The sequence below is a fragment of the Nevskia sp. genome (assembly GCF_051860985.1).
Lineage (GTDB): Bacteria > Pseudomonadota > Gammaproteobacteria > Nevskiales > Nevskiaceae > Nevskia.
Window position 1 is genome coordinate 78,493 of sequence record NZ_JBIMKV010000014.1, and the last position, 23,587, is coordinate 102,079.

At 69.1% G+C, this 23,587-nt stretch carries 16 protein-coding genes; 6 read left to right on the plus strand and 10 right to left on the minus strand.

Annotation, left to right across the window (positions count from 1 at the left end; genetic code table 11):
• Positions 1-55: 55 nt before the first annotated feature.
• Positions 56-1,483, minus strand: a complete 1,428-nt coding sequence (gene glgA, locus ACTIGJ_RS14440; RefSeq protein WP_439641027.1) for a glycogen synthase GlgA — start codon at positions 1,481-1,483, stop codon at positions 56-58.
• A 28-nt stretch (positions 1,484-1,511) separates the two neighbouring features.
• Positions 1,512-2,768, minus strand: coding sequence for a glucose-1-phosphate adenylyltransferase (gene glgC / locus ACTIGJ_RS14445; protein WP_439641028.1), 1,257 nt, complete (start codon positions 2,766-2,768; stop codon positions 1,512-1,514).
• A 210-nt stretch (positions 2,769-2,978) separates the two neighbouring features.
• On the opposite strand from glgC, the gene glgB reads away from it, so the two are divergent.
• From glgB to malQ, 3 genes are read left to right on the plus strand one after another with little or no spacing between them, the layout of a single operon-like run.
• Positions 2,979-5,177 (plus strand): 1,4-alpha-glucan branching protein GlgB, encoded by a 2,199-nt coding sequence (gene glgB / locus ACTIGJ_RS14450; protein ID WP_439641029.1) that lies wholly within the window; start codon positions 2,979-2,981, stop codon positions 5,175-5,177.
• Positions 5,174-7,282 carry a glycogen debranching protein GlgX gene (gene glgX / locus ACTIGJ_RS14455; RefSeq protein WP_439641030.1) on the plus strand — a complete coding sequence of 703 codons (2,109 nt, stop codon included), beginning with the start codon at positions 5,174-5,176 and terminating at the stop codon, positions 7,280-7,282. The genes glgB and glgX overlap by 4 nt, the downstream gene beginning before the upstream one ends.
• Positions 7,282-9,366 carry a 4-alpha-glucanotransferase gene (malQ, locus tag ACTIGJ_RS14460; protein ID WP_439641031.1) on the plus strand — a complete coding sequence of 695 codons (2,085 nt, stop codon included), beginning with the start codon at positions 7,282-7,284 and terminating at the stop codon, positions 9,364-9,366. Before glgX ends, malQ begins: the two co-directional genes overlap by 1 nt.
• On the opposite strand, the gene ACTIGJ_RS14465 is transcribed toward malQ, so the two are convergent.
• Positions 9,350-10,633: an OmpP1/FadL family transporter gene (locus ACTIGJ_RS14465; protein WP_439641032.1), complete on the minus strand. Its 1,284-nt coding sequence runs from the start codon at positions 10,631-10,633 to the stop codon at positions 9,350-9,352. The two genes, malQ and ACTIGJ_RS14465, sit on opposite strands and share 17 nt — an antisense overlap.
• Before the next feature lie 321 nt (positions 10,634-10,954).
• Between ACTIGJ_RS14465 and ACTIGJ_RS14470 the strand changes: the two genes are divergently transcribed.
• Positions 10,955-11,722 carry a glucose 1-dehydrogenase gene (locus tag ACTIGJ_RS14470; protein ID WP_439641033.1) on the plus strand — a complete coding sequence of 256 codons (768 nt, stop codon included), beginning with the start codon at positions 10,955-10,957 and terminating at the stop codon, positions 11,720-11,722.
• Positions 11,723-11,732: 10 nt separating this feature from the next.
• Here the strand turns inward: ACTIGJ_RS14470 and ACTIGJ_RS14475 are convergent, their stop codons facing one another.
• Entirely contained in the window at positions 11,733-13,187 is a 1,455-nt protein-coding gene (locus ACTIGJ_RS14475) for a M20 family peptidase (protein WP_439641034.1), read from the minus strand.
• Between the two features lie 141 nt (positions 13,188-13,328).
• Between ACTIGJ_RS14475 and ACTIGJ_RS14480 the strand changes: the two genes are divergently transcribed.
• Together ACTIGJ_RS14480 and ACTIGJ_RS14485 are read left to right on the plus strand one after the other, a co-directional pair.
• Complete coding sequence (locus ACTIGJ_RS14480) at positions 13,329-14,186, plus strand: bile acid:sodium symporter family protein (RefSeq protein WP_439641035.1); 858 nt, start codon at positions 13,329-13,331, stop codon at positions 14,184-14,186.
• 159 nt (positions 14,187-14,345) lie between these two features.
• Complete coding sequence (locus tag ACTIGJ_RS14485) at positions 14,346-15,647, plus strand: patatin-like phospholipase family protein (RefSeq protein WP_439641036.1); 1,302 nt, start codon at positions 14,346-14,348, stop codon at positions 15,645-15,647.
• Between the two features lie 15 nt (positions 15,648-15,662).
• On the opposite strand, the gene ACTIGJ_RS14490 is transcribed toward ACTIGJ_RS14485, so the two are convergent.
• From ACTIGJ_RS14490 to ACTIGJ_RS14515, 6 genes are read right to left on the minus strand one after another with little or no spacing between them, the layout of a single operon-like run.
• Complete coding sequence (locus tag ACTIGJ_RS14490) at positions 15,663-15,878, minus strand: formate dehydrogenase subunit delta (RefSeq protein ID WP_439641037.1); 216 nt, start codon at positions 15,876-15,878, stop codon at positions 15,663-15,665.
• The gene (fdhD, locus tag ACTIGJ_RS14495) at positions 15,875-16,762 is read right to left on the minus strand and encodes a formate dehydrogenase accessory sulfurtransferase FdhD (protein WP_439641038.1); all 888 of its coding nucleotides are present in this window, start codon (positions 16,760-16,762) and stop codon (positions 15,875-15,877) included. The genes ACTIGJ_RS14490 and fdhD overlap by 4 nt, the downstream gene beginning before the upstream one ends.
• Positions 16,737-19,676: a formate dehydrogenase subunit alpha gene (gene fdhF, locus ACTIGJ_RS14500; RefSeq protein WP_439641039.1), complete on the minus strand. Its 2,940-nt coding sequence runs from the start codon at positions 19,674-19,676 to the stop codon at positions 16,737-16,739. Before fdhF ends, fdhD begins: the two co-directional genes overlap by 26 nt.
• 15 nt (positions 19,677-19,691) lie before the next feature.
• Positions 19,692-21,296, minus strand: a complete 1,605-nt coding sequence (locus ACTIGJ_RS14505; protein WP_439641040.1) for a formate dehydrogenase beta subunit — start codon at positions 21,294-21,296, stop codon at positions 19,692-19,694.
• Positions 21,293-21,811, minus strand: a complete 519-nt coding sequence (locus tag ACTIGJ_RS14510) for a formate dehydrogenase subunit gamma (protein WP_439641041.1) — start codon at positions 21,809-21,811, stop codon at positions 21,293-21,295. Before ACTIGJ_RS14510 ends, ACTIGJ_RS14505 begins: the two co-directional genes overlap by 4 nt.
• A gap of 22 nt (positions 21,812-21,833) precedes the next feature.
• The gene (locus ACTIGJ_RS14515; RefSeq protein WP_439641042.1) at positions 21,834-23,492 is read right to left on the minus strand and encodes an OFA family MFS transporter; all 1,659 of its coding nucleotides are present in this window, start codon (positions 23,490-23,492) and stop codon (positions 21,834-21,836) included.
• Between the last annotated feature and the right edge of the window lie 95 nt (positions 23,493-23,587).

Sequence of the window (23,587 nt, forward strand, 5' to 3'; positions counted from 1 at the left end):
GTCGAAAGCGGCGCGACTCTACCGGGCGCGCCGCGGCATGGAAACTGGCGGGGATTCAGCCGTACAGCGCGCGGTACTGGCGGGCGGCGGCCGGCCAGCCGAAATCACGGCTCATGCCGGCGTGGATCAGGCCCAGCGCGGCGAGGTCGTTGCGCATCAGCTCGACGCCTCGGGTGATACCCCAGACCAGGCCGCCGGCATCGGCATGCTCGAACACCACACCGGTCGCCGTGCCCTGCTTGAGCGTGCGCGGCGTGGCATCGGTGACGGTATCGGCCAGGCCGCCGGTGCGATGGACGACCGGCACCGTGCCGTAGCGCTGGCTGTACATCTGGTTCAGCCCGCAGGGCTCGAAGCGCGACGGCATCAGGAACAGGTCAGAACCGGCTTCGATGCGATGCGCCAGGCCTTCGTCGAAACCAAGCTTCAGCCCGATCCGCCCCGGTGCCTGCAGCGCCTCGCGGGCCAGCGCATTCTCCAGCTGCTTGTCGCCGCTGCCGAGCACGACGAGCTGGATCGGCAGCTTCAGCAGTCCGGGCAGGGCAGCGAGCAGCAGATCGAAGCCCTTCTGGTCGGTCAGCCGGCCGATCATGCCGACCACGACCGCGTCCTCGTCCTGCGGCAGGCCCAGTTCCTGCTGGATCGCGCGGCGATTGGCGCGCTTGCCGACGCGCACCGAACCGGCATTGTAGGTCTGCACCAGATGCGGATCGCTGGCCGGGTTCCAGATGCTGTCGTCGATGCCGTTGAGAATCCCGGACAGCCGTGGCGACAGGTGCTCCAGCAGCCCTTCGAAACCGTGGCCGAAGGCTGGCGTGCGGATTTCCCGCGCGTAGGTCGGGCTGACGGTGGTGATCGCGTCGGAGAACACCAGGCCCGCCTTCAGCATCGACAGCTGGCCATGGAACTCGACCCCGTCGAGCGACCACCAGCCGGGCGGCAGGCCCAGGGCATTGAACTGGCTGCGCGGAAACACGCCGCCGTAGGCGAGATTGTGGATCGTGAACACGCAGCGCGGCGCGCCGTCGCGCAGCTTGAGCCAGGCCGGCACCAGCCCGGTCTGCCAGTCGTGGCAGTGCACGACATCCGGCTTCCAGCCGCCGGCTTCGCCCATCGCCAGCCGCGCCACCGCTTCGCTGAAGCAGCCGAAGCGCCAGGCGTTGTCGGTCCACGGCTGGTGCTGCGGATCGTGGTAGGGGTCGCCGTCGCGGGCGTACAGCCAGGGGTAGTCGATCAGCCAGTGGACGAGCGTCGAGCCGGGCAGGCAGCCGCTCCACACCGTGAAGCGCTGGCCGCGCACCACCAGTTCGCCAAGCCGCTGCGGCTCGACCAGCCGGGCCAGCGCGCCGCGATAGGCCGGCAGCACCACGCGGACGTCGACACCGAGCGCGGCCAGCGCGCCTGGCAGGGCGCCGGCCACATCGGCGAGACCGCCGGTCTTGACCAGCGGCACGGCTTCGCTGGCAGCGAACAGAAGCTTCATCGGCACGATCATCCGGACAATGCGGGCCTCAATCTTCCAGCATCTCGGGGGTGACCAGGGTGACGCCGGATTTCGTCACGTGGTACCAGCTGGCGTTGCCGGCCGTGCCTTCGCCGATTTCGGTGCCGTCCGGGATCACGCAGCCTTCGTCGATCACCGCCTTGTTGATGCGGCAGTTGCGGCCGATGGTGACGCCGGGCAGCACCACCGACTGGGCGATCGTGCTGCCGGTCTCCACGCGGGTGTTGTTGAACAGCACCGAGTTGCGCACTTCCGCGCCGGCGATGATGCAGCCAGCGCTGACCATCGAATCGATCGCGTAGCCGCGCGCGTCCGGCTTGTCGAGGATGAACTTGGCCGGCGGCAGTTGCACCGCGTGGGTCCAGATCGGCCACTGGGTGTCGTAGAGATTCAGCTCCGGCAGCACGTCGGTCAGTTCCAGGTTGGCCTTCCAGAACGCGTCCACCGTGCCGACATCGCGCCAGTAGCCCTGGCGGCTCGCGTCGTAGAGATCGCGGAACGGGTAGGCGAAGACCTCGGATTCGGCAATCGCCCGGGGAATGATGTCGTGACCGAAGTCGTGGCTGGATTCGCTGACGCCGGCATCCTTCGACAGCGTGTCGAGCAGGAAGCGGGCGTCGAACACGTAGATGCCCATGCTGGCCAGTGCCACGTCGGTCTTGCCGGGCATCGGCCTCGGCTGCAGCGGCTTTTCATCGAAGGCCACCACGCGGTTGCTGGCGTCCACCGTCATCACGCCGAATTCGGTGGCATCGCCCAGCGGGACTTCGAGGCAGCCGACCGTCACCTTGGCGTTGTTGGCGACGTGCTGGGCGATCATCGGTCCGTAGTCCATCTTGTAGATGTGATCGCCGGCCAGGATCAGCACATGCGCCGGCTGGTGCTGCCGGATGAACGGAATGTTCTGGTAGACCGCGTCGGCCGTGCCGACGTACCAGCTGGTGCCTTCGCTGCGCTGTTCGGCCGGCAGCAGTTCGACGAACTCGCCGAACTGGCCGCGCATGAAACCCCAGCCCATCTGCAGATGGCGGATCAGCGCATGGCTCTTGTACTGGGTCAGCACGCCGACGCGGCGGACGCCGCTGTTGATGCAGTTGGACAGCGTGAAATCGATGATCCGGAACTTGCCGCCGAACGGCACCGCCGGCTTGGCGGTGTTGGCGGTCAGCTGCTTGAGCCGCGAACCGCGACCGCCGGCCATTACCAGCGCCAGGGTTTCGCGCGTCGCGCGGCTGACAAAACGTCCTTCCGGTGGTGTCGACACTGCTGCAGGTCTCCGGGGCTTTGGCCCCTGTGGCTTGAACTATGATCGCCCGGTGCGCGTACGCCGATGGCGCCGGCGGACCCGGTGGCCGCTGCCGTGCACCTGTCCGGTGCGACGGCAGGCACGAAGCATGCGAATTCGATGCCAGCGGACGCCGACCGGCGGCGTTCGCGCCCCATCATCGTTCACCGCCCGCGACCGCGCCCTTCCATGAGTCGCCCCTTCGAATCCCCGGCCGCACCGATGCCCCAGGAACTGCCGCGCGACGGCCGGCTCGATGCGCTGGTGCGTGGCGAGCCGGTCGACGCCTTTGCCGTGCTCGGCCGCCACGACGGCCGGCTGCGCAGCTTCCAGCCCGGTGCCCGGCAGGTCGAGGTGCTCGACGCCGACGGCCGGCTGCTCGGCGCGCTGCACGGCCCGCGTGGCGACGGCCTGTTCGAGGTGAGCCTGACGGTGCCGGACGGCTACCGGCTGCGCATCCACTGGCCGGACGCCGTGCAGGACACCGAAGACCCGTACAGCTACGGCCTGCTGCTCGGCGAACTGGACCTGCATCTGTTCGGCGAGGGCCGCCATCGCGAACTGGGCCGGGTGATGGGCGCGCAGCTGCTGTGTCTCGACGGCGTGCCCGGCGTCCGCTTCGCGGTCTGGGCGCCGAACGCGCGGCGGGTGTCGGTGGTCGGCGACTTCAATCTCTGGGACGGCCGCCGCCACGTGATGCGACGGCGCGTCGAGGCCGGCATCTGGGAGCTGTTCGTGCCGAGGCTTGCGGCCGGCGCGCGCTACCAGTTCGAACTGCTCGGCGCCGATGGCGACCGCTGGTTGAAGGCCGATCCATTCGCCCGCCAGACCGAAGCGCCGCCCGGCACCGCATCGGTGGTCGCGGCGCCGGTCGCGCCGGTGGCAGCACCGGCCGAGCGCGCCCGCCGCCAGCAGCGCGACGCACCGGTTGCGATCTACGAAGTACATGCCGGGTCCTGGCAGCGCGACGACTACGGCCGCGGGCCGGTGCCCGACTGGGACGCGCTGGCCGCGCGGCTGATCCCGTACGTGGCCGGCCTGCACTTCACCCATGTCGAGCTGCTGCCGATCGCCGAATACCCGTTCGGTGGCAGCTGGGGCTACCAGCCGCTGGGCCTGTACGCGCCGACGGCGCGCCACGGTGAACCGGCCGGCTTCGCCCGCTTCGTCGCCGCCGCGCATGCCGCCGGCCTCGGCGTGATCGTCGACTGGGTGCCGGCGCATTTCCCGGCCGATGCCCACGGCCTGCGCCGCTTCGACGGTACCGCGCTCTACGAGCACGAGGACCCGCGCGAGGGCTATCACCCGGACTGGAACACGCTGATCTACAACCACGGCCGGCCTGAGGTCCGCGGCTTCCTGATCGGCGCCGCGCTGCAGCTGATCGAGCAGTACGGCGTCGACGGCCTGCGGGTCGACGCGGTCGCCTCGATGCTGCACCGGGACTATTCGCGCAAGCCCGGCGAGTGGATTCCGAACCGCTACGGCGGCCGCGAGAACCTGGAAGCGGTGGCCTTCGTCCGCGAGCTGAACACGGTGATCGCCGAACGCTGCCCGGGCGCCATCGTGATCGCCGAGGAATCGACGTCCTGGCCCGGCGTCACCGCCGAGGTCGCCCACGGTGGCCTGGGCTTTGCCTACAAGTGGAACATGGGCTGGATGCACGACACCTTGCAGTACATGGCGCGCGAGCCGGTGCATCGCCGTTTCCACCATGCCGACATCACCTTCGGGCTGATGTATGCCCATGCCGAAGCCTTCGTGCTGCCGCTGTCGCATGACGAGGTCGTGCACCTGAAACGAGCGCTGGTCGCCAAGCTGCCGGGCGATGCCTGGCAGCGCCACGCCGGGCTGCGCGCCTACTACGGGCTGATGTGGGGCTATCCGGGCAAGAAGCTGCTGTTCATGGGCGGCGAGATCGCCCAGGAACGCGAGTGGAACCACGACCGCGAACTGGACTGGTTCGGCCTCGGCGATCCGCTGAAATCCGGATTGCAGCGCTACGTCGCCGACCTGAACCGTCACTACCGCGCACATCCGGCGCTGCACCTTGGCGACTGCGACCCGCGCGGCTTCCACTGGGTGGTGGTCGACGACCACGCCAACAGCGTGTTCGCCTGGCTGCGGCTGGACCCGCACGGCGAGCACCCGCCGCTGCTGGTGATCTGCAACTTCACGCCCGCCGTGCTGCACGGCTACCGGGTCGGTGTACCGGCGGCCGGCCGCTGGCGGCAGGTGCTGAACAGCGATGCCGCGATCTACGGCGGCAGCGGCGTCGGCAGCGCCGACGAGCTGCACGCCGAGCCGCAGCCGAGCCACGGCCAGCCGGCCCGCCTGTGCCTGACCGTGCCGCCGCTGGCCAGCCTGTGGCTGGAACTCGTGACATGAGCCGGCGCTTGGACGCGGGCAGCCCGTATCCGCTCGGAGCCACCTGGGACGGCAGCGGCGTCAACTTCGCGGTGTTTTCGGCCCATGCCGAGAAGATCGAGCTGTGCCTGTTCGACAGCAGCGGCCGGCGCGAGCTGGAACGGCTGGCGCTGCCGGAGTGCACCGACCAGGTCTGGCACGGCTACCTGCCGAACGCCCGGCTCGGCCAGCAGTACGGCTTCCGCGCGCACGGGCCCTACGACCCCCATCGCGGCCACCGCTTCAATCCGCACAAGCTGCTGCTCGATCCCTACGCGCGGTGGCTGGCCGGTGCGCTGGCCTGGTCCGACGCGCTGTACGGCTACCGGCTCGGCTCGGCCAAGCACGATCTGTCCTACGACCGCCGCGACAGCGCCAGCGCGATGCCGAAGGCGGTGGTCAGCGAAACGGTGATGGAATGGGGCGATGACCGGCCGCCGAACCGGCCGTGGTCGCAGACCGTGATCTACGAGGCGCACGTGCGCGGCCTGACCATGCTGCGCGGCGACCTGCGCACGCCGGAGCGCGGCACCTTCGCCGCGCTCGGCCATCCGCGGATGATCGAGCACCTGGTCAAGCTCGGCATCACGGCGGTGGAGCTGCTGCCGATCCACGCGATCGTGCAGGACCGCGAACTGCTGGCCCGGCGGCTGCGCAATTACTGGGGCTACAACACGCTGGGCTTCTTCGCACCGGAGCCGCGCTACATCACCGAGGGCGGTTTCCGCGAGATCCGCACCGCCGTGCGCCGGCTGCATGAAGCCGGCATCGAGCTGATCCTCGACGTGGTCTACAACCACACCGGCGAAGGCAGCGAACTGGGGCCGACCTTGAGCTTCCGTGGCCTCGACAACGCCAGCTACTACCGGCTGGTGCCAGGGGCCGAACGCCACTGCATCAACGACACCGGCTGCGGCAACACGGTGAACCTGAGCCATCCACGGGTGCTGCAGCTGGTCATGGACAGCCTGCGCTACTGGGTGCAGATGTTCCATGTCGATGGCTTCCGCTTCGATCTCGCCTCGACGCTCGGCCGCGAGGCCGGCGGCTTTGATCCCGGCGCCGGTTTCTTCGACGCGCTGCGCCAAGACCCGGTGCTGTCGCGGGTCAAGCTGATCGCCGAGCCCTGGGACATAGGCCCCGGCGGCTACCAGCTGGGCCGCCATCCACCCGGCTTCAGCGAATGGAACGACCGCTTCCGCGATGACGTCCGTCGCTTCTGGCGCGGCGATGCCGCCCAGCGGCCGGCGCTGGCGGCACGGCTCAGCGGTTCGGCCGACTTGTTCGATCACAGCACCCGGCGGCCGGCGGCCTCGCTGAACTTCGTCACCGCCCATGACGGCTTCACCCTGGCCGATCTGGTCGCGTACTCGGCCAAGCACAACCTCGCCAACGGCGAGGACAACCGCGACGGCCATTCCGACAACCACAGCGCCAATTGGGGCGCCGAAGGCCCGACCGACGACGCGGCGATCAACGCGCAGCGGGCGCGCATCCGCCGCGCGCTGCTGGCCACGCTGTTGACCGCCAACGGCACGCCGATGCTGCTGGCCGGCGACGAGTTCGGCCAGACCCAGGGCGGCAACAACAACGCCTACTGCCAGGACAACCGCACGGCCTGGCTGGACTGGTCGCTGGCGGAGACCGACGAAGGCCGGCTCCAGATCGACTACACCGCGCGGCTGATTGCCGCCCGCAAGGCGCATCCGTCGCTGAGCGCGGCGCACTACCTGCACGGCCGGTCCGAGCCGCTGCCCGGCGTCGCCGACATCGCCTGGTTCGACGAGCGCGCCGACAGCCTGTCGCCGGAGGCCTGGCAGGACATCCATGGCCGCCGGATGATCTTGCGCCGCGCGGTGGCGATCAATCCGACCGCCGTCGACGTGACCCTGCTGCTGGTCAACGGCTCTCACGAGGACGCGCCGTTCCGGCTGCCGGCGCCGCGCTTCGCCTGGCGCCGGCTGATCGACAGCGCCGCGCCGCGTGCGGCGGAAGACCCGATCGACGCCGAGCAGGTGATGGTCAGCGCCCACAGCGCCGTGCTGATCGCCGCCTGCGTGCAGCCGCCCCGAGGAGACGAAGCCTGATGTCCGCGCTGCAGGAACTGGCCGCTGCAGCGGGCCTGTCGACCCGCTGGATCGACTGGCAGGGTGTGCATCGCGACGTGCGCGACGACACCCTGCGGGCGGTGCTCGGCGCGCTCGGCTACCGCGCCGGCGACGACGGCGCCTGCGGAGTGGAACTGGCGCGGCTCGCCGCCGAACGCACTACGGCGCGGCTGCCGCCGATGGTGGTGGTGCGGGCAGGCATGGCGATCGAGGTCGGCGCGATCGCCGATCCGGCGCAGCGCGCCTATCAGCTGCGGCTCGAGGACGGGCGCGAACTCGAAGGCGTGGCCGACCGTGACACCGACGGCAGCTGCCGGATCGAGGCGCTGCTGCCGCTCGGCTATCACCGGCTGACCATCAACGGCCAGACCGTGCAGCTGGCGATCGTGCCGGCGCGGGCGTTCACCGTGCAGGACCTGGCCGGCGAACGCCGGCTCTGGGGCTGCACCGCGCAGCTCTATGCGCTGCGGGCACCGGGCGATGGCGGCATCGGCAGCTTCACCGGCCTCGGCGCCTGCGCGAAGGCGCTCGGCGAACGCGGCGCCGATGCGCTGGCAGTCAGTCCGGTGCATGCACTGTTCGCGGCCGATGTCGAACGCTTCAGTCCGTACTCGCCATCGAGCCGGCTGTTCGTCAATACGCTGCACGTCGATCTGGCCGAGGTGTTCGGCGCCGCAGCGGTGGCCGTCGCGCTGGCTGAAGAAGGCGCGACCGCCGTCGCCGCCGAGCTGGAAGCGCTGCCGCTGGTCGACTGGCCGCGTGCCGCCGCGTTGCGGCTCACGCTGGCACGCCGGCTGCTGGCCGGCTTCGACGCCTTGCCGGACGCGCTGCGCGCCGACTGTGCGGCGTTCATTGCCGCCGGCGGCACCGCACTTCGCGACCACGCCCGCTTCGAGGCCCTGCACGCGCATTTCCTGGCGCAGTCGCCGCCGCGCTGGCGCTGGACCGACTGGCCGACGCCATTCCGCGATCCGCGCAGCGCCGAGGTCGACGCGTTTGCCGCTGCCCAGGCCGACGAGGTGGCCTTCCACCTGCGCCTGCAATGGCTGGCCGACCGCGGCCTGGCGACGGCGCAGGCGCAAGCCAAGGCCGGCGGCATGGCGATCGGCCTGATCCGCGATCTGGCGGTCGGTGCCGATGGCGGCGGCAGCCACGGCTGGAGCCGGCCGCAGGACTTCCTGCAGGGGCTGTCGGTCGGCGCGCCGCCCGATGCGCTGAACGCGCTCGGCCAGGGCTGGGGGCTGACCGCCTACTCACCGCGCGCGCTGATCGAATCCGCCTACGCGCCGTTCCTGGAACTGCTGCGCGCCCAGCTGCGCCATGCCGGCGGCCTGCGCATCGACCACGTGATCGGCCTCGGCCGGCTGTGGCTGATCCCGGACGGCGCCGGGCCGCGCGAAGGCGCCTACCTGCAGTACCCGATCGATGCGCTGTTCGGCCTGATCGCGCTGGAATCCTGGCGACACCGCGCGGTGATCATCGGCGAGGACATGGGCACGGTGCCGGATGGCTTCCGCCAGCGGATGAGCCCGGCCGGCGTGCTCGGCATGCGGGTGCTGTGGTTCGAGCGCGACTGGGGCTATTTCGTCGAGCCGGCGCGCTGGCCGGCCGATGTGGTGGCGATGACCACCACCCACGACCTGCCGACCGTCGCCGGCTGGTGGACCGGCCGCGACATCGACTGGCGCGCGCAGCTGGCGCTGTACGGCGAAGGGCAGGATGAAGCCTGGGATCGGCGCAGTCGCGCCGAGGACCGCGACAAGCTCTGGGGGGCGTTCGTCCACGCCGGGGTTGCGGCCGGGCCGATGCCGGCGCCGGAGCAGCCGCAGGCGGTGGTCGATGCCGCCTGCGCATTCGTCGCGGCCACGCCGTCTCCGCTGGCGCTGGTTCCGCTCGAAGACCTGCTGGGTGTGATCGAGCAGCCGAACGTGCCGGGCACCATCGACGAGCACCCGAACTGGCGGCGGCGGCTCGATGGCGGGCTCGACACGCCGCGCGTGGCGGCGCGGATCGCGGCGATCGTCGCCCGCCGGCCGCGCGGCGACGCTACCAGCGGCGGCTGAACTCGAACGTCCAGGCGATCACGCCGTAGCCGTCGCGGGCGTTGGTGAACGGCTGGGCCGGGTTGTTGGCGGCCTCGGTCTTGGACGGCTGGTACTGGATCGCCGAGGCGAACTCCCAGCGGTCCGACAGCACCTGCCGGATGCCGAGGTTCAGCTCCAGTTCCTGCGTCACGTTGATGGTCGGCGTGACATTGCGGTTCGGCACCGGATTGCGGGCCAGGTTGATGCCGGCCATCAGCCGGGTCTTGTCGCTGAGGTCGTAGGCGGTGCCGAGCGCGAACACGAACTGGTCGCGGAATTCCAGCGCCTGGTCGAACGCCACCGACTGCGGCACGTTGGCGTTGCCGGTCTCCGGATCGCGGGCGCTGAGGCGCACGCTTTTCGCGGCGCCGGACCAGTCCAGCCAGGTGACTTCGGTCGACAGCAGCCACTTCGGCGTGGCCCGCCAGGCGATGCCGATACCGAATTCCTGCGGCAGCGCGAAGCCTTTCACGCGCGCTTCGCCGTAGCGGACCACGCCTTCGCCGAGCGCTTCGTAGTTGACGCTCAGCTCGCCGCCTTCGAGCTTCAGCTTGTTGATCGATGCATAGCTGGCGCCGATCGCGATCGTCGGGCTCAAGCGGTACAGCAGGCCGACGCGGCCGTTGTAGCTGACGCCATCGGCGCCATCGAGCCGCAGGCCGTAGAAGCCGGACGCGGCGTCGGACGTCTTCGGAAACAGCTTCTGACGCAGCGAGGCGTAGGAGACATTGAACGCAGCGCCGAGGCTGAGCTGGGGCGTCAGCTGCCAGCCGATGCCGGTGGCCAGGCGGGTGACGCCGAAGGTCACCGCATAGGCATCCGTGGTGCCGAACGCCGTGTTCAGGTCCTCGTATTCCGAGCCCGAGCCGCCGGCGACGAACATGCCGACGCCCAGCGTCAGGTCCGGCCGCCACAGCTTGCGGGCGTAGCTGGCGTTCAGCAGCGCGCCGTACTGCTCGTCCGAGCGCTTGCGGCTGTTGAGGCTGTCGCGATGGCTGAAGCCGTTGGTGACGAACGGCTCGATCGAGGCATCGAGCCGCGAGCCGGGAATCTGCGTCAGGTTGGCCGGATTGATGGTCACCGCCGCCGACGAGCCGGGGACCGCGAGATCGGCGCTGCCCATGCCCAGCGACTGCGCGCCGACGCCGGTGACATTCAGGCCGTTGCCGGCAAGAACCGGCCCGCCGACGACAGCGGTAATGGACAGGGACAGCAGGGCCACGGCCCTCGGCGACGGCATCGACATCCGGTACTTCCTCCCTTGCGATGGCGGCCACCGGGACGGCGGCGCGGCCGACAGTCACGATCAACGCGCTGTCGATTCAAATTGAACAAGGTGTTTAGTATGGTTCATTACCAATTGCTTCCGATAGCCCGGTACCCGCGCGGCGGGTGCGCTGGGCAAGGGCGGCGACGGCCAGGGGCAGACCCGCCATGTGCGCTATCCGGACGGGTAGCCCGCGTGGCCGCCGCGCGCTGCTAGCCTCCGGTGCACGAGCGAGGCGCCGCCACCGTGGCCGACCTCGCCATCCGCCCGCGTGACGGGCATCGCGTCGAGGAGATTTTCATGGGTCGAGTACAAGGCAAGGTCGCGCTGGTCACCGGCGCGGCGAAGGGCATCGGCGAAGCCTGCGCACTGCTGCTGGCGAAGGAGGGCGCGAAGGTGGTGGTCAGCGACCTCGAACGCGCCGCTGGCGAAGCAGTGGTGGCGAAGATCGTCGCCGCTGGCGGCGAGGCGATGTTCATCGAGCAGGACGTCACCGACGAAGCCCGCTGGCCGGCGGTGATCGCGGCGGCCGAGCAGCGCTTTGGTGCGCTGCACGTGCTGGTCAACAATGCCGGCATCGCCATTCCCGGCAACGCTGCCGACTGCACGCTGGCCGACTGGCGCAAGACCCTCGCGGTGAATCTGGACGCGGTGTTTCTCGGCACCAAGTACGCGATTCCGGCGATGACCGGCAAGCACGGTTCAATCATCAACATCTCGTCGATCGAAGGCATCGTCGCCGACCCCAACCTGGCCTCGTACAACGCCAGCAAGGGCGGCGTGCGGCTGTTCACCAAGTCGGCGGCGCTGCATTGCGGCAAGAGCGGGCTCAAGGTGCGCGTCAATTCGGTGCACCCCGGCTACATCTGGACGCCGATGGTCGAGGATTACGTGAAATCGATCGGCGATCTCGCCGAAGGGCGCGCCGCGCTCGACGCGCTGCATCCGATCGGCCACGTCGGCGAGGTCATGGATGTCGCCTACGGCGTGCTGTACCTGGCCAGCGACGAATCGAAGTTCGTCACCGGCGCCGAACTGGTCATCGACGGCGGCTACACCGCCCAGTAAGGCCGGCCGTTCAGGGCAGCGTTTCCAGCATCCGCCGGTACCAGCGCACCAGCCGGGCGTAGTCGGCCACCGCGATCCGCTCGTTGCTGCCGTGGACCCGCTGCAGGTCCTCGGCGTTCAAGGTCACCGGCATGAAGTTGTAGCGGTTGTCGTACAACCCTTCGTAGTGGCGCGCGTCGGTGGCGCCGAGCATCAGCCCGGTGGTCACCACGGCGTCCGGGAACAGCGCGCGGGTCACGTCGGCGAGGTGCCGGAAGGCGGCGGAATCCGGATCGGAGACCGCCGAGGCCTCGCTGGCGAACGGCCCTTCGGTGCTGATCTTGATGCCGTCGTCGCCGATCACCTGGTGCAGGTGCGTGGCGACGGCTTCGGTGCTGTCGCCGGGCAGCAGCCGGACGTTGATCACCGCGCTGGCTTCCGACGGCAGCACGTTGTCCTTGATGCCGGCGCGCAGCAGCGTCGGCGCGATGGTGCTGCGGATCAGCGCGTTCGATACCGGCCCGGCCGCCAGCTGCCGGATCAGCAGCGGCTCGAACAGCCAGCGGTTGGCGATCGCCACGCGGTTCAGCAGGCCCATCGCGGGCGCCGCCCGCGCCAGCATCTCGTCGACGGGCGCTGCGATGCGGGGCGGCATCGGGTGCTCCTGCACGCGCACCAGGGCCTGGGCCAGGCGGCTGATCGCCGTGTCCAGCGGTGGTTGCGAGGAATGGCCGCCGACGGCCGTCGCAGTCAGCCGGAACGAGGCGTAGCCTTTCTCCGCCGCCATGATCGTGGCCACCGGGCGGGTGACGCCGGGCATGACCCCGACGGTCAGCGCACCGCCTTCGTCGAGCAGGAATCCGGCGTGCACGCCCCGCGCCTTCAGTGCGGCGGCGATGGCCCGCGCGCCGCTGCCGCCAATCTCCTCGTCGTGGCCGAACGCGAACAGCAACGTGCGCGGCGGCTGCCAGCCCCGCGCCGCCAGCGCGTCGACGGCTTCCAGCAGGCCGGTGACATTGAGCTTGTCGTCCAGCGCGCCACGGCCCCAGACATAGCCGTCGGCGATCACGCCCCCGAACGGCGGCTGCTGCCAGCGCGACTCGGTGCCCGGCTCGACTGGCACCACATCCATATGCGCCAGCAGCAGCACCGGCTTGCGCGTGTTGTCCTGGCCAGCCCAGGTGTAGAGCAGGCTGCCGTCGGCAATCCGTTCGCGGCGCATCACCCGGTGCGCATTGGGGAACTGCCGCTGCAGCAGTTCGGCGAACGCGGCGAAGGTGGTGGTATCGGCCGGCTGGCCGCCGGCGGTCGACACGGTGGCGATGCGCAGCGCCTCGGCAAGCCGCCCGGCAGCGGCCTGCTCGTCGATCGAGTCAGTGTCGATCGCGGCTGGTTCCGGCGACAGCGCCGGCAGTCGCAGCGTGTTGGCAGCCAGCACGGCTGACAGCGCCACAAGGCCGAGCAGCGAGAACAGGATCAGGCGCATGGATCGCGGCCGTTGGGGTGCCCGGACAGAGCATCGGATATTCCGTCGACGATCGGAACCGTATTCCGCAATGCCCTTGCCAGCGCAGTGCAGCAACGCGGACAGTCGCGCCCTGACCCGTCCACGAAAAGTCCCGCCGCAATGATGAGCACGATCTCGACGATCTACCTGCCGATGGCGCTGGCGATCATCATGCTGGGCCTTGGCCTATCGCTGACCGTCGATGACTTCCGCCGCGTGCTGACCCAGCCGAAGGCCGTGGCGGTGGCGCTGCTGGTGCAGGTGATCCTGCTGCCGGCGGTGGCTTTCGGTCTCTGCTACCTGTTCGCGCTGACGCCGGAGTTCGCCGTTGGCCTGATGCTGCTGGCGGCGTCACCGGGCGGCACCAGCGCCAACCTGTTCAGTCATCTGGCACGGGGCGACGTGGCGCTGAACATCACGCTGACCGCCGTCAATTCGCTGCTGGCGATCATCACGCTGCCGCTGATGATCAACCTGGCGCTGCTGCACTTCATCGGCGAAGACAAGAGCGTGCCGTTGCAGTTCGGCAAGGTGGCGCAGGTGGTGGCGATCGTCATCGTGCCGGTGCTGATCGGCATGCTGCTGCGCCATCGCCGGCCGGTGCTGGCGATCCGCTTCGAGAAGCCGGTCAAGCTGTTCTCGCTGCTTTTCCTGCTGGCGATCGTGGCGATGGTGATGGTGACCGGCTGGAAGGCCATCGTCGCCCACCTGCCGAGCGTCGGCGGCGCGATGCTCTCCTTCAACCTGCTGAGCCTCGCGATTGGCTACCAGCTGGCGAAGCTCGCTGGGCTGGGCCGCCCGCAGGCGACCGCGATCGGCATGGAGATCGGCGTCCACAACTCGGCGCTGGCGATCTCGCTGGCGCTGTCGCCGCTGCTGCTGAACTCGCCGCTGATGGCGATCCCGCCGACCCTGTACAGCCCGATCATGATGCTGACCGCGGGCGCGTTCGCCTGGTGGCTGACCCGCCGGCGCTGAGCCGTTTCCAGCGCCGCGCTGCCGCGCTCCGTGTGATCTCGCCTGATTCGGTGTGCGCCAGTGTGATCGCCGTCCTGTCGGTGCCGACGGCGCCGGGACTAGAGTCGGCTGCCGCACCGAAGGCTGTTCCCGCACCTGCGCAGACCCTGGGAGACGACGATGGCGAAACCGCTGGCAGTAGAAGCACTGATCCTTGATCCAGACGTGGTCGCGGCGGTGGCCCGCGCCAAGGCGCGTGTCGCCGCCGACCCGATTTCCGACCTGCTGGATGCCGACGGCCATCAGTACGTCGATCTGGTCATGGAAGGCGGCGGCGTGCTCGGCGTCGCGCTGGCCGGCTATTCCTACGTGCTCGAATCGGCCGGCATTCGTTTCCTGGGCCTCGGCGGCACCTCGGCCGGTTCGATCAATGCGCTGGTGATCGCCGCGCTCGGCCCGCCGCATGCCGCCAAGAGCCAGCGGGTGGCGGAGGTGGTGGCCAACGTGCCGATGGCCAGCTTCATCGACGGCGACGGCGATGCCCGCGACTTCACCGACGCGATCGTCAACGGTGCCGGCAAGTTCAAGCTGGCGATGAAGGGCGCTCAGGTGATCGACAATTTCTCCGACGACCTCGGGCTGCATCCGGGACGGAAGTTCCGCGCCTGGCTCAGCGACCAGTTGGCCGCCAACGGCATCGCCACGCTGGCCGATCTCGACGCCATGCAATCGGTGCATCCGCCCGGCGGCTATCGGGTCCGGCCGGCGCCGGAGCGCCTGCATCCCTCGCAGCAGCGCAGCCCGGCGCAGGACGCCGACACCGGCAATGTGCGGGGTCGGCTGGCGGTGATCGCCGCCGACGTCACCACCGGCACCAAGGTCGAGTTCCCGAAGATGGCCCCGCTGTACTGGGCCGATCCGGCAGCGCTGAGTCCGGCCGATTTCGTCCGCAGTTCGATGTCGGTGCCGGGCTTCTTCCACCCGGTCCGCGTGAAGGGCATTCCGCAGGGGCCGGCGGCGCAGCAGCGCTGGACCGAGATGACCAGCTACAAGGGCCAGCGCCTGCCGAAGGAGTGCGTGCTGGTCGACGGCGGGATCATTTCCAACTTCCCGATCGCGGTGTTCCACAACCACGCCAAGGTGCCGCGCAGCCCGACCTTCGGCGTCAAGCTGGGAATCCCGGCCGCCGAGCCGGCCGTGATCGATTCACCGACCGAGCTGCTGGCGGGCGTCTTCAACGCGGCCCGTGGCGCGCTCGACCAGGATTTTCTCGTCGGCAATCCCGACTACCGCCACCTGATCACCTACATCGACACCGGCAAGCACAACTGGCTGAACTTCAACCTGTCGAACGCCGCCAAGGTCGACCTGTTCCGTGAAGGCGCCAAGGCGGCGGCCGCGTTTCTCGACGGCTTTAACTGGGCGAACTACAAGCAGTTGCGCCTGCTCAAGGCCCAGCTGCGCAACCAGGACGGCAGCTGAGGCGAGCAGCGCGGCTCAGGCGGCCGCGAGCTTGGCCAGCGCCTCGACGACCAGCGGATTCAGCGTGGCCTCGCCGCGCGCCACGCTGGCCCGCAGCTGCTTCTGCATCCGCGGCTCCCAGAACTTGTCGATGTGATTGGCCACGCCCGCCACCGCTTCGGCGTGATCCGGCTCGGCGGCAAAGAAATCGGCGATGTTGTTGGCCATCTCGCTGAGGTTCTGCGGGTTCATGCGGGAATCTTCTCGGAATGGGGAGCAGCCGGCTGGCCGGCCGTGGCGGTCAGCCGGGCCGCGCAGGCGTAGACGACGTGCTGATGGTTGCGCGCGAAGCCGACCAGGGTCAGCCCGGCGTCCTCGGCGATCCGCACCGCCAGCGCCGTCGGTGCCGAGATCGCCGCCAGCAGCGGCATGCCGACGGTCGCCGCTTTCAGCACCATCTCGTAGCTGGCGCGCGAGGTGATCACCGCGAAGCCGCGCGCCGCGTCGAGCTGCGCCTGGCTCATCGCGCCGATCAGCTTGTCGAGCGCGTTGTGGCGGCCGACGTCCTCGCGCACCAGCAGCAGCCGGCCGGAAGGATCGGCCCAGCCGGCCGCGTGGGTGGCGCCGGTGACCGCGTTGATCGGCTGCCGCTGGCGCAGCGCCTGCAAGGCCTGGTGCACCGCCACCTCGGCGATCGGCATGCCGGCCGGCACGCGCGGTGCCGGACGCATGGCCTCGGCGATCGACTCCGAGCCGCACAGGCCGCAGCCGCTGCGGCCGGGCAGGTTGCGTCGGCGGTCGGCCAGCCGCGCATGGCGGTCTTCGGGAATCCGCAGCGATACCTCGTAGCCGTTGTCGAGCGCGGTGATCCGCAGGTCCTCGATGTCCTGCGCCTGCCCGACGATCGCCTCGCTGAGGCAGAAGCCGAGCGCGAAGTCGGCGAGGTCGCCCGGCGTGGCCATCATCACCACATGCGGCAGGCCGTTGAGCTGCAGCGCCACCGGCACTTCCTCGGCCACGCAGTCCTGCGTCGTCTGGTGCAGGCCGTCACGCACGCTGGTGACCGGCAGCAGGGCGTAGCCGGCTGCCGAGTCGACATCCAGCGTCGGTCTACTTGGCAATCGCGGCGTCGGCATCGTGGGCCTTGCGCAGCAGCTGCTGCTGTTCGTCGCTGAAGGCGCGGTAGCGGCGCTGCCATTCGCTGGGCTGGCTGACCCGCGTCACCTGCACGGCGGTGACCTTGAACTCCGGGCAGTTGGTCGCCCAGTCGGAGTTGTCGGTGGTGATCACGTTGGCGCCGGAGAACGGGTGGTGGAAGGTGGTGTAGACGACACCGGGCTGCACGCGCTCGGTGACCCGGGCGCGCAGCACGGTGTTGCCCGAGCGGCTTTCGATGCCGACCCAGTCGCCGTCGGCCACACCACGGGTTTCGGCGTCGTGCGGATGGATCTCGAACACGTCCTCGCTGTGCCACTGGCTGTTGGCGGTGCGCCGGGTCTGCGCGCCGACGTTGTACTGCGACAGGATGCGGCCGGTGGTGAGGATCAGCGGGTACTGGGCGTTGACCTTCTCGTGGGTCGGTACGTACTCGGTCAGCAGGAAGCGGCCCTTGCCGCGCACGAAGGCGTCGATGTGCATGGTCGGCGTGCCGAGCGGCGCTTCGTCGTTGCAGGGCCACTGCACCGAACCCAGCGCATCGAGCTTGGCGAACGACACACCCTTGAAGGTCGGCGTCAGCCGGGCGATCTCGTCCATGATCTCCGCCGATGACGTGTAGTGCATCGGATATCCGAGCGCGTTCGACAGCATCTGCGTCGCTTCCCATTCGCCGACGCCGCTCTTCGGCCGCATCACCTGCCGCACCGGCGAGATGCGCCGCTCGGCATTGGTGAAGGTGCCGTCCTTCTCGAGGAATGAGGAGCCGGGCAGGAACACGTGGGCGAACTTCGCGGTTTCGTTCAGGAACAGGTCCTGGACGACGACGCATTCCATCGCGCTGAGCGCGGCGGTGACATGCTGGGTGTTGGGATCGCTCTGGGCGATGTCCTCGCCATGCACGTAGAGCCCCAGGAATTCGCCGTCGAGTGCGGCCTCGAACATGTTCGGAATGCGCAGGCCCGGCTCGTTGGACAGTGTGACCTGCCAGTCCTGCTCGAACTCGCGGCGCGCGCCGGCATCGGACACATGCCGGTAGCCCGGCAGCTCGTGCGGGAAGCTGCCCATGTCGCAGGAGCCCTGCACGTTGTTCTGGCCTCTGAGCGGGTTGATACCGACACCTTCGCGGCCGACATTGCCGGTGGCCATCGCCAGGTTGGCGATGCCGATCACCATCGTCGAACCCTGGCTGTGTTCGGTGACGCCGAGGCCGTAGTAGATGGCTCCGTTGCCGCCGGTCGCGTAGAGCCTTGCCGCACCACGCACCATCGCCGCCGGCACGCCGGTGACCGCTTCCATCGCTTCTGGCGAGTTGCGGGCCTGGGCCACGAAGTCCCGCCACTTGTTGAACGAGGCGACATCGCAGCGCTCTGCAACGTAGTCCTCCTTGACCAGCCCTTCGGTGACGATCACGTGGGCGAGGCTGTTGATCAGCGCGACATTGGTGCCGGGCTTGAGCTTCAGGTGGTAGTCGGCCTCGATGTGCGGCGTGCGCACCAGATCGATGCCGCGCGGGTCGGCGACGATCAGCTTCGCGCCCTGGCGCAGCCGGCGCTTCATTGCGCTGGCGAACACCGGATGGCCATCGGTCGGGTTGGCGCCGATGACCACGATGACGTCGCTCTGCATCACCGAATCGAAGGTCTGGGTGCCGGCCGATTCGCCAATCGTCTGCTTCAGGCCATAACCGGTGGGCGAGTGGCAGACGCGCGCGCAGGTGTCGACGTTGTTGTTGCCGAACGCGGCGCGGACCATCTTCTGGACCACGTACACCTCTTCGTTGGTGCAGCGGCTCGACGTGATCGCGCCGACCGCGCCACGGCCGGCCTTGGCCTGGATGCGCTTGAATTCGGCGGCGGCGTGATCGATCGCTTCCTGCCAGCTCACTTCGCGCCATGGGTCGGAAATCTTGGCGCGGATCATCGGCTGGGTGATCCGGTCCTTGTGCGTCGCGTAGCCGATCGCGAAACGGCCCTTGACGCAGGAATGGCCATGGTTCGCGTGGCCATCCTTGTTCGGCACCATGCGGACGATTTCCTCGCCCTTCATCTCGGCGCGGAAGCTGCAGCCGACGCCGCAGTAGGCGCAGGTGGTGGTGATGCTGTGCTCGGCCTGGCCCTTGGCGATCAGCGTCTTTTCGCTGAGCGTGGCGGTCGGGCAGGCGGCCACGCAGGCGCCGCAGGACACGCACTCGGAGGCCATGAAGTCATCGTTCTGGCTCGGGCTGACCTTGGAGTCGAAGCCGCGGCCCTGGATGGTCAGCGCCAGGGTGCCCTGCTGCTCGTCGCAGGCGCGGACGCAGCGCGAGCAGACGATGCATTTGCTCGGATCGAACGTGAAGTAGGGATTGGACTCGTCCTTAGGCTGGAAGCGCTCGTTGGCCTTGCCATTGACCTTGGCATGGACGTGGTTGTCGCCGTCATAGCCGTAGCGCACCTCGCGCAGGCCCACGGCACCGGCCATGTCCTGCAGCTCGCAGTGGCCATTGGCGGGGCAGGTCAGGCAGTCCAGCGGGTGATCGGAGATGTACAGCTCCATCACGCCCCGGCGCAGATCGGCCAGCTTGTCGTTCTGAGTGACCACCTTCATGCCATCGGCGACCAGCGTCGTGCACGAGGCCGGGTAGCCGCGCATGCCCTCGATCTGCACCAGACACAGCCGGCAGGAGCCGAACGCTTCCAGCGTGTCGGTCGCACACAGCTTGGGGATGTTGATGTCGGCGAGCGCCGCAGCCCGCATCACCGAGGTGCCTTCCGGCACGGTGACCTCGCGGCCGTCGATGGAAAGCGTGACCTGCTTCGCCGGGGCTTCGGCGGCGATGGTGGTCTTCTGGCCGACATTGCGCGGCGGGCGCGGCGCGGGGGTGCCGAGATCGCGGTCGATGATCGAGAACATGACGGTCTACCTCTTTCAGGCCGCAGCGCCGGCACGGGGCGCCGGTTGCGGAGTCGACGACTTCCGGAAGTCGTCGGGAAAATGATTCAGCGCCGACAGCACCGGGAACGGCGCCATGCCGCCGAGCGCGCACAGCGAGCCGGCGAGCATCGTGTCGCAGAGGTCCCGCAGCAGTGCTTCCTGTTTCACAGCTTCGTCGCCGGCCACGAGCTTGTCGATCACTTCCATGCCGCGGGTCGAGCCGATGCGGCAGGGCGTGCATTTGCCGCAGGACTCGGCGGCGCAGAATTCCATCGAGAAGCGCGCCTGCTCGGCCATGTCGACGGTGTCGTCGAACACGGTGATGCCGCCGTGGCCGACCATGTTGTTGAGCTTGGCGTAGGCCTCGTAGTCGAGCGGCAGGTCGAACTGCGATTCCGGGATGTACGCGCCCAGCGGGCCGCCGACCTGCACGGCGCGGATCGGCCGTCCCGATCGCGTGCCGCCGCCGTAGGTGTAGAGCAGGTCGCGCAGAGTGACGCCGAAGGCCTTTTCAACCAGCCCGCCGTGCTTCACGTTGCCGGCCAGCTGCACCGGCAGGGTGCCGCGCGAGCGGCCGACGCCGAAGTGTTTGTAGTGCTCCGCGCCCTTGTCGAGGATCACCGGTACCGAGGCCAGCGTGATCACGTTGTTGATCACCGTCGGGCAGCCGAACAGGCCCTTGATTGCCGGCAGCGGCGGCTTGAAGCGGACCATGCCGCGCTTGCCTTCCAGCGATTCCAGCAGCGCGGTTTCCTCGCCGCAGATGTAGGCGCCGGCGCCCATGCGCACTTCCAGATGGAAGCGCTTGCCGCTGCCGCGGATGTCGTCGCCGAGCCAGCCCTCGCGCGTTGCGGCGGCGATCGCCTGGTTCAGCGCAACTTCCGCATACGGGTATTCGCAGCGCAGGTAGATGTAGCCGCGCGTGGCGCCGACGGCGAGGCCGGCGATGGTCATGCCTTCGATCAGCAGGAAAGGATCGCCTTCGCAGACCATGCGGTCGGCGAAGGTGCCGGAATCGCCTTCGTCAGCGTTGCAGACGATGTACTTCTGCGCCGCATCGGCACCCGCGACACCGGGGGCCGCACCCGGCGTGCCGAGCACCGTCTTCCACTTGATGCCGGCCGGAAACGCTGCGCCGCCGCGGCCTCTGAGGCCGGACTCGGTGACCGCCGCCACGATGTCGGCCGGCGCCATCGCCAGCGCATGGCTCAGGCCGCGATAGCCGCCGTGCGCCAAATAGTCGGCGAGGCTGACCGGATCGGTGATGCCGGCGCGCGCGAAGGTCAGGCGCTCCTGCGTCTTCAGGTAGGGATGTTCGTCGACCACGCCGATCGACAGCGGATGCGCGGCACCCAGACCAGCCGCGAACAGACTGGCGACATCGGCGGCATCGACTGGCCCGTAGCCGATGCGGCCAGCTGGGGTGGCGACCTCGACCAGCGGTTCCAGCCAGAACAGGCCGCGCGAGCTGTTGCGGATCAGTTCGATGGCGATGCCGCGCTTCGTGGCTTCGGCGGTGATCGCGGCGGCAACCTCGTCGGCGCCCAGCGAGATCGCCGTCGAATCGCGCGGCACGAACACTTTCACGGCGGCGCTCATACAACTGCTCCGGTCAGGCGATCGAAGCGTTCCGGCGTCACGCGGCCCTTCAGCTGCATGTCGATCAGCAGACTCGGGCCGGTGGCGCAGTTGCCGAGGCAGTAGGCCGGTTCCAGCGTGTAGCGGCCGTCGGCGGTCGTTTCGTGGAAGTCGATGCCGAGGCGCGTCTTCACATGGGCTTCCAGTGCCCGGCCGCCGACCGCCTGGCAGGCTTCGGCGCGGCACAGGTGGACGACGTGCTCGCCGGGCTGTTCGCTGCGGTACCAGTGATAGAACGAGACCACGCCGTGCACTTCGGCGCGCGACAGGTTGAGCGCCTTGGCGACGATCGGCACCGCGTCCTTCGGCACATGGCCGAGCGCGTGCTGGATGCCATGCAGCACCGGCAGCAGCGCGCCGGGCAGTTGGCCGAGGCGGGCCAGCACGTCGTCGATGGCGGCGCGTTGCGCGGTGCTCAGGTTCGACAGCTCGGCGAGCTTGATCGGCGGTTTGCGCTCGAAGGTGGTGGTCGACATGGGATTCGTCTTGGTTCGGTGACTACTGGAACAGGATCGCGGCCTTGGCGACGGTCTGCGCCACGCCCCAAGCCAGCGGAATACCGACCGCCAGCCAGGCGATCAGGACCAGCGCGACAGGGCTGGCGGCTGCGGGAACGGCTGCCGATGCGGTGCCGGCGGCGACAGTTTCATGTGCCAGTTTCCTGGCGCTGCCGAGTTCCTCGTCGCTCATCTGCCATTTCGGTGCCACTGGCCGGATCAGCAGGTTGCAGATGAAGCCGGCGACCAGCAGCGCGGCCAGGATCAGCATCGTGGTGTCGTAGGCCTGCGCCTTCTCGACCCCGTGCCCGATCTGGAACTCGCGCAGGTAGTTGACGATCACCGGGCCAAAGATGCCGGCCACCGACCAGGCGGTCAGCAGGCGGCCGTGGATCGCGCCGACGAACTGGGTGCCGAACAGGTCGGCGAGATAGGCCGGTACTGTGGCGAAGCCGCCGCCGTACATCGACAGGATCAGGCAGAAGGCGCCGGTGAACAGCGCGATCGAGCCGGCGTGGCCGGCGCTCGGGGCCGAGGCGTACAGCGCGGTGCCGAGCACGAAGAAGATCGCGTAGGTGGCCTTGCGGCCCAGGCGATCCGACATTGACGCCCAGAAGAAGCGGCCGCCGATGTTGAACAGGCTCAGCAGGCCGGTGAAGCCGGCGGCGATCGCGGCGATCTGCGCCGCCTGCGTCGCATCGAGCGCGCCGATCACCGCGTCCACGCCGATCAGCCGGCCGCCGAACACTTCCTGCAGCATCGGCGAGGCCATGCCGATCACGCCGATGCCGGCGGTGACGTTCAGGCACAGCACCGCCCATACCAGCCAGAACTGCGGCGTCCGGTGGGCGTTGTCGAGGTGGACGTGGCGGCTGGCGATCATGGCGTTGGCTGCCGGGGCCGGCGGCGTCCAGCCAGCCGGCTTCCAGCCGGCGGCAGGCACGCGGTAGGCCAGCGCGCCGGCGGTCATGAACAGGGCGTAGAGCAGCGCCATCGCGACGAAGGTTTCGGCGACGCCCACTGAAGTCGGCGTCGCGAAGCGCGTCATCAGCAGCTGCGCCAGCGGCGAGCCGATCATCGCGCCGCCGCCGAAGCCCATGATCGCCATGCCGGTAGCCATGCCACGGCGATCCGGGAACCACTTGATCAGGGTCGACACCGGCGAGATGTAGCCAAGGCCCAGGCCGATGCCGCCGATCACGCCGGAGCCCAGCAGCATCAGCCAGAACTGGTGCAGGTGGATGCCGAGCGCCGACACCAGCATGCCGCCGCACCAGCAGAGCATCGACACCAGTCCGGCCTTGCGCGGGCCGGCGCGTTCCAGCCAGCCGCCGAACACGGCTGCCGACGAGCCGAGGAAGACGAAGAACAGGGTGTACATCCAGCCCAGCGTCGACACCCGCCAGTCGCAGCCGGTGGCGACCAGTTCGCCGAGGAAGCCGGTGCCGTTGGGGCAGGCCTGTGGCGCGCTGATGCCCACCGCCTTCGACAGCGGCAGCCAGAACACGCTGAAACCGTAGGCCATGCCGATGCACAGATGGATCGCCAGCGCAGCCGGCGGCACCAGCCAGCGGTTGAAGCCGGGGCCGGCGATGGTCCGTTCCTTGGACAGAAAATCCACTGCCGAACCGGTGGCGCGGTCCTGCGCGATGCTGCTCATTCCTCCTCCGGGGTTGGACGGCAAGCCGTCGCTTTTTATGTGCTGCAAGACATATGAAAATGCGGCCGTTCACCCGCCAGGACGTACGGTAGTCT